This is a genomic window from Pseudomonas sp. AC239 (assembly GCF_979258545.1).
The window spans coordinates 3,268,350-3,277,839 of record NZ_OZ409864.1 but is presented as its reverse complement, the minus strand read 5'-3'; the positions used below and the strand labels follow the sequence as shown (position 1 = coordinate 3,277,839).

Genomic DNA, 9,490 nt, shown 5'->3' with positions numbered 1-9,490 from the left:
AAAATGCAAAAACCCGCCGAAGCGGGTTGGTTGTTCCTGATGATTCAGACGTTGTCCTGGGTGTAGATCCCCCCGGACTCTACGGCGCCGCCGATTTCACGCTCGCCGTAGAGCAGCGGATAAGGATTCCCCTGGGCGATCGTGGTCACCGCCGAGCCGAAGCCATAGCTTGGATTGTTGCCGTCTTCGTTCTTGTCGGCGGTGTTGGCTTTGGTGGTCGGCGAAAGCATCTGCACCACTCCACCCAGGCCAACCGCAGCACCGGTGGCTAGCAGCCCCATGCCAAGTGCCGAAGTAGTGCCGCCGGTGAACAGGCCGGCCACGATCAGCGCCACACCGAGGATGGTCTGGAACACCCCGGCCGACTTGCTGCCTTGAATGATCGGCATGATGCGGATCACTTTGGCGCCAGCGCCGCGCAAGTCCAACTCCTCTTCACCGATGTTCCGCTCATCGAGGAACACGGCGAACACCAGCCCCCGCTCCTCGGCGGTGCGCAGGAACTTCTCGAAGCCCGGCTTCATCTGGCAGAGCGCGCTCATCGCGTCCCGGAACCCGAAGAGATCCAGCCGGTACTCGCGACCGAAGCGCTTGCCCAGAACGCCGCCAAGTTTGATGGTCGTCATGGTCATGGTCGGTAGTCTCTGTGTCGCAGGATCAGTTTTACCCGGTTGGCCATCGACCAGCCGTAAACCTCTCGGCTGGCGAGCCGGCCAGGCATGTGATGGTAAATGAATGGGCCTGACCCGCCGAGCGCCGGTGCTCGCTCGCTGGCAAAGTGCGGGTTGTCGCCGAGGTAAATGGCGGCATGATTCGGGTGGAAGCACGGTCGCCCGATCGTCGGCACCTGTAGCACCAGCATGTCGCCGCGCCGCGCCTCTTCAACTTCGTAAAAGCCCGCGGACTTGAAGTTGTCCTCGTACAGGCTCGGCCCGTTCTCGTCTTCCCACCAATGGTCGTGGCGTTCGAAATTCGGAAGCTGCAGCCCGCCCTCGCGCGCGTACCAGTCGCGGCAGGCGCCCCAGCAATCCAGCACGCCATGAGAGAAATCGCGGCCCAGCAACGGCGCTTCGAAGCCCGACGGCTTGAACCATTCGAACTCGCCGCCCGGCCAGCCGACGATGCCCCACGGCAGTTCGTGAAGCTCGCAACTGACCCGGTCCGCCATGCTCGGCGTGGGTGCCTTGTCAGGGTGGCTATGGATGATCGCCAACACCTCGCCCAGGTCCTCGGCGGCGGCCTGGTCGCGCTCGTCGATCTGAAAGTTTTCTCGCTCCGACTTCGCGCGATTCGTGCACGGCACGTACTGGCGGCCGGTCGCGGTCTTCACCAGCAGCCCGCACGCTTCGCCCGGGTAAGCGCGCTCCGCATGGGCGCGGATTTCTTCCTGCAGCTTTTGATTGATGCGCATTGGTTACCTCGAACTTGCGATAAGGCTTGCACCCATGGAACCGCCGAAGCGACGCGTGTTGCCACGCAGCTTGCAGCTGCTCCACCACCCGCCGCACTGGTCGAGCGCGGGGTTGTCGGTGGGTTCGTTTTTCTTGGTGAACATCGCAGCCCCCATGTACGCGCAGGCCTCACCGCGGTAACCACCACGGCACGCCCACCGGCAAAGCTTGGTGATCTGCTGGGACGGCAACATCTGCCCTTCCATGTCGGTAGGACTGGACATCGAGAAAGTCAGAGAGTCGAACGTCTCCTCGGTCTTCTGCTCGATGTACCAGATGTTTTTCCGGCTCTGATTGCTTGCGGTGGGGTTGCCGTCGGGGAAGTTGGCCGCGTCCAGGTAATGGCGGAAGGTTTCGATGACCGTGAACTTCGCGCCGGCGAGGTCGCGGAATTGCAAGCACAGGGCAGTGATCGCGCCGCGCACGCCGCCAAGCTCGTTGGCGATTTGCAACGTCGGCGCCGCGGGGCGCCCGTCGCCGCGAATGTCGAAACCTTTGGCCGTGATTTGGAGCGGCGAGTAAAGCTGCCCCTGCCAGACAATGTCGCCTTCCTGTGCATGGCCGTGGAACCGCCAGAGATTGGCGCCCAGGCGTGTAGCGTCGAGCTCGAACAGCCGGATCTGGTTGCCCGGTTCGAGCTTTTGAATATCGGCGTTGTAATTCATGGGACTCCAGAAACAACAAACCCCGCACGGGGCGGGGTCAGTCATTGCTTTCAGTCAGGGGGTGTAGACCTGCTTGAAGGCGAAAGTGAGAGTGAATAGTCCGGGGCCAACAGAGCGGGGTTTGTATCCGTTGCACCGGTACCGCCCACGGACGCCACCAGGTGGCGTCCAGAGGAACGACTTGTAGCCTTCATGCCGATCGAGGAAAGCCCAGATCAGCGGCAGCTCTTCCCCCTGTTCCATTGAGCCGGTGTGCGTGAGATTCCAGACCTGGCTTTTCGTGTTGATGCCGATGCCGCCGGCCTGCACGTAACCGTCGCCAAACTCGTTTTCCCAAGTCCGCTGGGAGACGTCGCCATCGGCGCCCACCTCGACATCGTAGATAAATTCCTCGGCCATCAACCTCGCCTCCAGAGTCGCCCGCCTTGGCGCATCTCCCGATCAAGAAACTGCCCCATCCGAGCCTCAAGCGCAGCACCAATCGAATCGCCCTGCGCCTGTGCTTCCTGATTGCTCATGCCTGGCTGAGCCTGAACGGTCACTGGCGCGTTGAAAATGATGGGCGCAGGCGCCGACGCGGGCGAGCCACTACCGGCGCTCGAGCCGGATTGCCCGACCAAAGCGGCCTTCCCGTTGCTCAACGCTTCCAGGGTGCCCACTCCAATACGCGCTGTCGCGTCTGCGTTGAACACGTATTCGCCACGGTGAACCGGGCCGGCGATCTCATCTCGACGACCGTCACCGGTGTAGCCGCCCTCCATGAAGCCAGCGCCAGCCATGGCGGTCATGCCAACGGCGGAAGCAAGCGGACCCGTTACTGTCAGAGCCGTAGCCATCGCCGCCGGCGCAGCGGCCGGACCGATGATCGGGATTGCGGCTGTCGCGGCGTAAGCATTCAGACCTGCCTGCAACGACATGGCCGCAGCGTTCGCGCCGAGCATGCCTGCGGCACTCGCCTGCGTGGTTTTACCGACAAGCATTTGCACGCCCTGGTAGATTAGCCACTGCGCCGCCATGTCACCCAGCGCCTTCAGCATCGACTTCGCGAAGTTGCCGACCATATCCCCCAGCGCATCGCCGGCGTCTTCCGCACCGCTCGCCACGTCAGCGAAGAAGGTGCCCAGCTCACTGGTCCCACTGTTCAGTGCGGTCGAGGTCACATCGGCAGCGATCTGCGAGTAGTCCCTGGCCGCGTCAGCGTAGTTCGCCCATGCCTCGTTGACGCCATTCATCCAATTGGCTTGCTGCTCATCGGTGGCCGCGTAGAAGTCCTGCTGATACTGCAATCGTTTGTCGTACTCGGCCTGCAACACCGCCGTTTCATCCTTGTACAGCTGAGGGGTGATTTCCCCACTGTTGCGCTGCTTTACCAATTCGTTGACATCAGCCGCATACTTTTGGCGCATTGCCAGGTCGGCGCGCATTCGATCACGCGCCTTGTCGCCCATGCCGGCGCCGGCGAGTTCCTGTTCGTAGCCGTCCTTTGACGTACGAGTTGTCAGCCCCTGCGCGTTCTTGAACGCGGTCAGCTTCAGGTCGTCCTCGTTGGCCTTCTTCAGCTTGTTCAGAGCATCCAGCTCTGCCGCCATGCCCATCAGCTTTTTCTTCTGCGCCTCGCTGAGCTTGCCCAGCTTTCCTTCCTGAAGTTCGAACGAAAGCTTCTGAACCTCGGTGGCGTCCTTCTGCTTGTCACCGGTGGTGTTAATCAGCTCAATTTGGCGCTTGTAGCCTTCCTCGGCAGTATCGAACGATTTGAGCTGCTGCTTGGCGGCAGAGGTGCTCTCGGTAGCGTTCTTCCGCGCGGCTTTGGCGGCCGCATCATCAGATGCTTTCTGGGCGTCCTTCGCCGCTGCAGCTGAGCGAATTGCAACGACCATTTCCTTTGTAAGCAGACTGTTCTCGGCGATATACCGATTTGCCGCTTCCAGACTGGTCTTGTCCTGAGCCGACGCCAGCTGCTTAAGCAACTGATCAAGATACTTTTGCCCGGCCTCGTTTGCGCCAGCCCGGGCCGCAGCATTTTCACGCTCCGCTCGAGTATTAGCGTCTGTCTCGCCGGTGAGCTCAGCCAGTGCGGTTTTCAATTGCGCAATCAGCGCGGCCTTTTCCGCTGCTGCACCGCCGCTTTCTTCCAAAGCGTCGACCATCTCGGCAGTCACACCGGGAATTTCTCGGACCTGTTCAGCTACAGCCTTCCAGTCGACAACCATTCCAGCAGACTGATCACTCGATGCCTTTTTGATGATGTCCATTGCCGACTGAAACTCGGCAGGTAGCGGAGCGATCCCCCCCATGAAGCCGGAAGCGCCAGCGAGACCGGCATTTGTCAGACTGCTCTGAAACTCAAAAGCAATTGATCCGGCAGCCGTAGTCAGGTCGCCCTCGGCTTCCTCGATGGACGCTTTCAACTCCCTGAGCGTGACAGACTGCGTTGCCCTGTTGAGCTTGTTGAACCTCTCAACCAGCTTATCAATGGGATCGCCGAGATCACCAAGCTTCTTCTCGAGTACGCTCGTGTTGTCGCGCAGCGTGAGAAACGCAGTGGCGGCTCCAATCGCCAACACCGCGATACCCGCAGGTCCACCAAGGACTCCCATTACACCGAGAGAGGCACGACTTGCGGCAACTTGAGCTGCGGCTACAGCATTGGTTGCCCGGGTTTCCACCATTCTTGCTTCGGCGAGCTGCAGCGACATCTGCGCTTGCACGGCTGTGCCCCTCGCGGCAATTGCCTCTTTCTCTGCAAGAAAAACGGAAGTTTGTGCTTTTTGTTGGTCGGCTTGGGCCGCAAGCAGAACAGCGGCTGCTTGGGCCTTGCGCGCTACCGCATCAGCAACGGCAGCCTTGGTCGCAGAAATTGAGGCTGCTGCAGATCCAGCGAGTTGACGTAGATAACCCGCCAGAGCACCGACAGCTACAACACCAGCGATGTCCGCGAGAACTTCGAAATTATCCCCAAGCGCGCCGATACCTTTGGCCAGTACTCCAGTGCCATCAGTGGTCTCGTTCAGCCGGCCCACGTACACCGAAAACGCGTTATTGAGGTTCTGCATTGCATCGCGCACAGCGACGCCCATGCTGTCAGCCAGCAAGCCGTTGGCGTGAGCCGATTTCTGCAATCCCTCGGTGAGGATGTCGAGTGCCAGCTTACCTTGGGCACCCAAACTGCGAATCTCTTCTGCTGTCTTCCCGGTAGACTTAGCAATCGTATCGACCACGGTCGGCATAGCGGCGAGGATTGCTTGCCACCCATCAGCCTCCACCTTGCCGGTCTGAAGCGCTTTCGAATATGCATCAATTGCCGAGCTGGCTTTGTCCGCCGATGCAGAGTTCGTTACCAAAAGGAAACTGAAGCTGTCCATCACGTCCAGCGCTTGGCTGGTGCTATAACCCATCGACTTCAGGCTATCTGACGTTCGGATGTACAGCTCTTGGGCTTCAGCCAATGGCCGATAGGTACGCTTGGCCGTTTCGAGAAGGCGATCCTGTACCAGGTTGTATTCATTGACGCTGCCGGTTGCCATGCCGATCCGATCGGACATCTGGCTGAAGGAGTCAGCAGTTTCAATGATTTTGCCAACCGACGCGGCACCTACCGCGATTGCCAAGGCGTTCTTGATCACGCCCGCTGCGCCTTGGGCGCTCTCTCCCGCGCGATCAAATGCTGTATCGATACGCCCCAAACTCTTGTCGATTTTGCCAGCAGACTGACCGACGGTTGAATCCGCCCGAGCCATCTCCTGACGCAACTGCGCCGTGGTGGCCTCAATGCGAACAAGCATCCCGTGTACGTCGGTATCTGCCATGCTTTTCTCCAGGCAATAAAAAACCCGCCGTCGCGGGTTCTATCTAGTAATTAGTTCGGAAGTCATCGCTGATTGGAATTCTTCCTGTTGGCTGCATCAGTGATCTTTCGGATCCGGCGTTCCTCCTTCGCCTGTAGTCTGGCTGGATCGCTCGAGCGCCTTTGCCAAACGTAGACGACCACCAGAATGATCACGACCGAAGTCAGCGAAAACAGAACTACGTTGCCAGCAGACAACACCAGTGCGGCAAGTCCAAGGAAAAAGCCCGGCGCCAAAGCAACGGCTATGACCAAGAGCAACAAGACAATCAGAACTTGCATCAGGTTTGCCTCCATTCAAACCGATAGCCTATCAAATAAGCTCTTGATACCAAATCATGCAGCCTGCCGCCCCGTCAGCAACTGGCGCAACTTCGCCGCAACGGTCGAGGGCTTCGGCTTTTCCTTCTTCCCGCCAGGCTTGCCGCCGAAGGGGTTGGTCATTTGCGTCCATTCAAGTTTGGCGTCCATGGCCAGGAACAGCTCCGGCATGGGCGTGCGCCACGCCAGATCCGGCGGCCAGCCGAGCCAGCCCGTGGCTACGGCATACAGCCGGTCGACGTAGCTGCCATCCTCGACAGCACTTACGCCGCCCCCGGCTTCGTCTTTCCCGGAGCGGTACCGCGCGGGTTGTACAGCGCCACCAGGTAAGCGTTGAGCTGGACTGACACTTCCAGAACGCCGGCCTGCCAGACCTGTTCGGCGACAGCCTCAGCGTCCTTGCCCTTCAAGCCAGCGCCGCCGGCGATGATCACCGCGCACCCGTCGACGCTCAGCGCGTTGATTGCCTGGGACGCGCCGCGCAGACCGCCGAAGTGCGCCTCGATCACGCGAACGGCCTCAAGCGTGGGTTTCAGTGTGTAGGTCTCACCATCCAGCTCGACTTCAACGGTACCGTAGAGGGTTTTGCTCATGCGTCAGATCCTTGGAAAGCGGGGCCGAAGCCCCTCAGGTTACGGCGCAACGGCCGCCGGGAGGATTTCGAGGATGTCGGAGTTGATGCCGATCGTGACGTTGCGGCGAACCACGTTGTCAGCGGCGCCAGCGGCGACGGTGTTGTTCATGACCTTGCCACGCATGTAGAAGGTGGTTGGCAACACGGCTGGCGTTGCATCGGGGTCGCCGTCGTTCAGGGTGATCTTGATGTTGTAATCGCCCTTGCTGCGGTCCTTGTGCGCGACTTTCAGCGCAGCCTGGCCAGCGTCGCCATTGTCGAGACCTACGGTCAGGGTCATGTCGCCGGCGTCCGCGGTGCCCTTGTACTTGCGCACCCGACCGTCGCGCAGCGAGGTGAAGGTCACCGAGCTGAAGGTGTCGCCGAACTCGCCGAGGTCTTCGATCTCGCCCACTTCGACGTAGGTGTCAGCTTTGTAATCCGTTTCGGTCGTGGCGCCGGACTTGGTGCCCAGCGAGAATCGGCAGCCGGCGGCTGTGTTGAGGTTGTCATCGGCCATGGGGAATCCTCCAAAGGCACATTGGATAAAGCCGCGGTGCGGCCGGTGTTGGGTTTAATGGGTGGTGATGACGCGGACCGTGATTGATCCTTGGTACGTAACGCCGTCGGCGTCACGCTGCGCATCTGCTTGCTCAACCCTGACCGATACTGCCCGGCCAACAGCCAAAGGCAGGCGGCGCTCGTCCAGTGCTGCAACGACCTCGCCGATGATGCGCTTCACCTCGGCCTGGCCATGCGCGTCTGACCAGACCGATAGGTAGATCAGTCGTTGCTCGCGCTTGCGGCCCGCGATCGGGGAAGTGTTGGTCGAGATCTCGCGATCGATCGAGACATACGGCATGTCGGTGTCCATCGGCGCACCGTCGTAGACCGGGCATGAAACTTCAGCTTCAAGCCTGGCGAATACCGCTTCCTGCAGAGCAACAGACGGATCACTCATTGCCCGCTCCCATGCTGGCTTTGCGCAGCGTCCTGGATACCGCGGCGCGGATGTTGGCCAGCACGAATTCGCGGTTCACGTCCTTGGCTGGTCGCAACCATGGATGAGCCGGCCGGGCTGGAATGTCCGGGTACTTGCCGTAGAAAGTGGAGCCGTCGGACTTGTTCTTCGTGTCGCGGGCGCGCAATGCGTTGCGTCGGCCGGACAGCTTGGACTTGTCGCGGTTGTTGGTGTGCTCACCGCCCACGGCATTACTGTCTGCTCGACGGTATAGCGTGCCGCTGTACCCCTTCGTCCCGTACTCCAAGAAGCGGAGGTAGAAGAAGCGCTGGGTGTCACGCTTGCCCCGGATGCCGATCTCGGCGTTCAGGCCGCTCTTGGAGACGAACACCCTCAATGCAGCGGCAGCGGCGCCGGTGTCCTTCGGGATGAGTTGCCTCATCGTTGCCAGGATCTGGTCGGCACCTTCCCGCATCACGCCGACCAGCTCGTTATCCATCGTGGCGTGGATGTTCCGCAAGGTTTTGCGCAACTTGAAATCGCCGGACATGCGCGACCGTCGGGCGGCCATGGTTTACTCCTTGGCCTTGGCCGGTTTATCTGCCGGAGCAGCCTCGGTCACTGGCGTCACCAGCCCGCGCTGAATGAGGTCGGCGCCGAGCTTGGCGTCGACCACGAACTCTTCGCCTTTTTCCCGATCGCCAGTGGCGCCCGACAAGGCGCCCAGTGCAATAACTTTCATAAATTCACCCTCAAGGATTGGGAACGTTTGAGCAGAGCAGCCGGAGCATGCTGTGCTCGTTGTCGATCAGCGCGGCGCCGATCAGGTAGGTGGTGGTGATTCCTTTCGCCGTGTGCACGATGCGATTTCCTGCGACGGCATCGGCCCTTGGCCGGACGCGGATCTCGGCGGTGACCACAGCCTTCAGCTGCTCGGCCACCGGCGCAATTCGCCCGGTCGGAATGGTTATCTCAGCCCACACTTTTCCAACTTCAGTCCAGACGACTTTGAAGCCGCCGGAACCGTTCGGGGTGCGCACCTCTTTATGGATGGCGCACCGGTGACGCATCGGGCCTGCTCTCATCAGAAACGCTTCCTTGGCCAGAGAAGTCGGTCAACGGCCAGCGGAACAGCCGATGAGATAGTGCCGATCACCACGGCCTCGCGGTTGGCGTACCAGTGCCCAACGAGCAGCAGTACCGCCTGCTCGACGTCCGGGGTGAACGCCATTTGCTCAGGACCGGTCGGCGCCGATTCGACGAGCTCGCGATCACAGTGCATGGCCACGTGCGCCTTTGCGGCCTCGAGGTAACCGGTGATGAGCGAATCCTCGTCGTCGCCGTCTACTCGCAGGTGGAGCTTCACGCGTGCCAGATCGATCATTTACTTGTTCTCTTTCGGGGCCGTTGCCTTCGATTGCTTGGGCGCGGAAGTCTTCGTTTTGCCATCACCGTCGACTTCCTCCGCCAGCCCCTTGCCAATCAGGGTATGGCCGTATTCATCATCGACTTCGTCGAACACTTGGCCAGCCCTCACCGAACTCGAGTCGGCACCCAGCAACGTCGCGTTACCGGCGAATCCCCACAATGCTTTGATTTTCATCTTGCCTCCTGAAACGAAAAGGCCGGCACAAA

15 protein-coding genes are annotated in these 9,490 nt (G+C 60.5%); all 15 read right to left on the bottom strand.

What is annotated here, in order from left to right:
- Positions 1-44 precede the first annotated feature (44 nt).
- Positions 45-632 carry a tail assembly protein gene (locus tag ACZ0AZ_RS14820; protein ID WP_076565759.1) on the bottom strand — a complete coding sequence of 196 codons (588 nt, stop codon included), beginning with the start codon at positions 630-632 and terminating at the stop codon, positions 45-47.
- Positions 629-1,411 carry a C40 family peptidase gene (locus ACZ0AZ_RS14815; RefSeq protein ID WP_463537636.1) on the bottom strand — a complete coding sequence of 261 codons (783 nt, stop codon included), beginning with the start codon at positions 1,409-1,411 and terminating at the stop codon, positions 629-631. Before ACZ0AZ_RS14815 ends, ACZ0AZ_RS14820 begins: the two co-directional genes overlap by 4 nt.
- A gap of 3 nt (positions 1,412-1,414) precedes the next feature.
- Entirely contained in the window at positions 1,415-2,116 is a 702-nt protein-coding gene (locus ACZ0AZ_RS14810; protein ID WP_463537635.1) for a phage minor tail protein L, read from the bottom strand.
- Between the two features lie 54 nt (positions 2,117-2,170).
- On the bottom strand, positions 2,171-2,515 hold the full coding sequence (locus ACZ0AZ_RS14805; RefSeq protein ID WP_159245089.1) for a phage tail protein: 345 nt from the start codon (positions 2,513-2,515) through the stop codon (positions 2,171-2,173).
- Entirely contained in the window at positions 2,515-5,922 is a 3,408-nt protein-coding gene (locus ACZ0AZ_RS14800) for a phage tail tape measure protein (protein ID WP_463572215.1), read from the bottom strand. The genes ACZ0AZ_RS14805 and ACZ0AZ_RS14800 overlap by 1 nt, the downstream gene beginning before the upstream one ends.
- 62 nt (positions 5,923-5,984) lie before the next feature.
- Positions 5,985-6,242, bottom strand: coding sequence for a hypothetical protein (locus ACZ0AZ_RS14795; RefSeq protein ID WP_463537633.1), 258 nt, complete (start codon positions 6,240-6,242; stop codon positions 5,985-5,987).
- 54 nt (positions 6,243-6,296) lie between these two features.
- A complete protein-coding gene (locus tag ACZ0AZ_RS14790; protein WP_463537632.1) occupies positions 6,297-6,452 on the bottom strand; it encodes a hypothetical protein in 156 nt (51 codons plus the stop codon).
- A 92-nt stretch (positions 6,453-6,544) separates the two neighbouring features.
- Complete coding sequence (locus tag ACZ0AZ_RS14785; RefSeq protein ID WP_463537631.1) at positions 6,545-6,874, bottom strand: hypothetical protein; 330 nt, start codon at positions 6,872-6,874, stop codon at positions 6,545-6,547.
- A 39-nt stretch (positions 6,875-6,913) separates the two neighbouring features.
- A complete protein-coding gene (locus ACZ0AZ_RS14780; protein WP_258450320.1) occupies positions 6,914-7,414 on the bottom strand; it encodes a phage tail protein in 501 nt (166 codons plus the stop codon).
- A gap of 54 nt (positions 7,415-7,468) precedes the next feature.
- On the bottom strand, positions 7,469-7,855 hold the full coding sequence (locus ACZ0AZ_RS14775) for a DUF3168 domain-containing protein (protein ID WP_463570803.1): 387 nt from the start codon (positions 7,853-7,855) through the stop codon (positions 7,469-7,471).
- On the bottom strand, positions 7,848-8,426 hold the full coding sequence (locus tag ACZ0AZ_RS14770; RefSeq protein WP_353188543.1) for an HK97-gp10 family putative phage morphogenesis protein: 579 nt from the start codon (positions 8,424-8,426) through the stop codon (positions 7,848-7,850). The genes ACZ0AZ_RS14775 and ACZ0AZ_RS14770 overlap by 8 nt, the downstream gene beginning before the upstream one ends.
- A 3-nt stretch (positions 8,427-8,429) precedes the next feature.
- On the bottom strand, positions 8,430-8,597 hold the full coding sequence (locus ACZ0AZ_RS14765; RefSeq protein ID WP_463537630.1) for a hypothetical protein: 168 nt from the start codon (positions 8,595-8,597) through the stop codon (positions 8,430-8,432).
- Positions 8,598-8,607: 10 nt separating this feature from the next.
- Entirely contained in the window at positions 8,608-8,940 is a 333-nt protein-coding gene (locus tag ACZ0AZ_RS14760) for a head-tail adaptor protein (protein WP_463537629.1), read from the bottom strand.
- The gene (locus tag ACZ0AZ_RS14755) at positions 8,940-9,239 is read right to left on the bottom strand and encodes a head-tail connector protein (RefSeq protein WP_160055717.1); all 300 of its coding nucleotides are present in this window, start codon (positions 9,237-9,239) and stop codon (positions 8,940-8,942) included. Before ACZ0AZ_RS14755 ends, ACZ0AZ_RS14760 begins: the two co-directional genes overlap by 1 nt.
- Positions 9,240-9,458: a DUF7302 family protein gene (locus tag ACZ0AZ_RS14750; protein ID WP_160055715.1), complete on the bottom strand. Its 219-nt coding sequence runs from the start codon at positions 9,456-9,458 to the stop codon at positions 9,240-9,242.
- Positions 9,459-9,490: the final 32 nt, after the last annotated feature.

Excerpts from the sequence above, each read along its gene's own strand:
- ACZ0AZ_RS14820 (WP_076565759.1), bottom strand. The coding sequence starts at position 632 with ATGACCATGACGACCATCAAACTTGGCGGCGTTCTGGGCAAGCGCTTC.
- ACZ0AZ_RS14815 (WP_463537636.1), bottom strand. The coding sequence starts at position 1,411 with ATGCGCATCAATCAAAAGCTGCAGGAAGAAATCCGCGCCCATGCGGAG.
- ACZ0AZ_RS14810 (WP_463537635.1), bottom strand. The coding sequence starts at position 2,116 with ATGAATTACAACGCCGATATTCAAAAGCTCGAACCGGGCAACCAGATC.
- ACZ0AZ_RS14805 (WP_159245089.1), bottom strand. The coding sequence starts at position 2,515 with ATGGCCGAGGAATTTATCTACGATGTCGAGGTGGGCGCCGATGGCGAC.
- ACZ0AZ_RS14800 (WP_463572215.1), bottom strand. The coding sequence starts at position 5,922 with ATGGCAGATACCGACGTACACGGGATGCTTGTTCGCATTGAGGCCACC.
- ACZ0AZ_RS14795 (WP_463537633.1), bottom strand. The coding sequence starts at position 6,242 with ATGCAAGTTCTGATTGTCTTGTTGCTCTTGGTCATAGCCGTTGCTTTG.
- ACZ0AZ_RS14790 (WP_463537632.1), bottom strand. The coding sequence starts at position 6,452 with ATGCCGGAGCTGTTCCTGGCCATGGACGCCAAACTTGAATGGACGCAA.
- ACZ0AZ_RS14785 (WP_463537631.1), bottom strand. The coding sequence starts at position 6,874 with ATGAGCAAAACCCTCTACGGTACCGTTGAAGTCGAGCTGGATGGTGAG.
- ACZ0AZ_RS14780 (WP_258450320.1), bottom strand. The coding sequence starts at position 7,414 with ATGGCCGATGACAACCTCAACACAGCCGCCGGCTGCCGATTCTCGCTG.
- ACZ0AZ_RS14775 (WP_463570803.1), bottom strand. The coding sequence starts at position 7,855 with ATGAGTGATCCGTCTGTTGCTCTGCAGGAAGCGGTATTCGCCAGGCTT.
- ACZ0AZ_RS14770 (WP_353188543.1), bottom strand. The coding sequence starts at position 8,426 with ATGGCCGCCCGACGGTCGCGCATGTCCGGCGATTTCAAGTTGCGCAAA.
- ACZ0AZ_RS14765 (WP_463537630.1), bottom strand. The coding sequence starts at position 8,597 with ATGAAAGTTATTGCACTGGGCGCCTTGTCGGGCGCCACTGGCGATCGG.
- ACZ0AZ_RS14760 (WP_463537629.1), bottom strand. The coding sequence starts at position 8,940 with ATGAGAGCAGGCCCGATGCGTCACCGGTGCGCCATCCATAAAGAGGTG.
- ACZ0AZ_RS14755 (WP_160055717.1), bottom strand. The coding sequence starts at position 9,239 with ATGATCGATCTGGCACGCGTGAAGCTCCACCTGCGAGTAGACGGCGAC.
- ACZ0AZ_RS14750 (WP_160055715.1), bottom strand. The coding sequence starts at position 9,458 with ATGAAAATCAAAGCATTGTGGGGATTCGCCGGTAACGCGACGTTGCTG.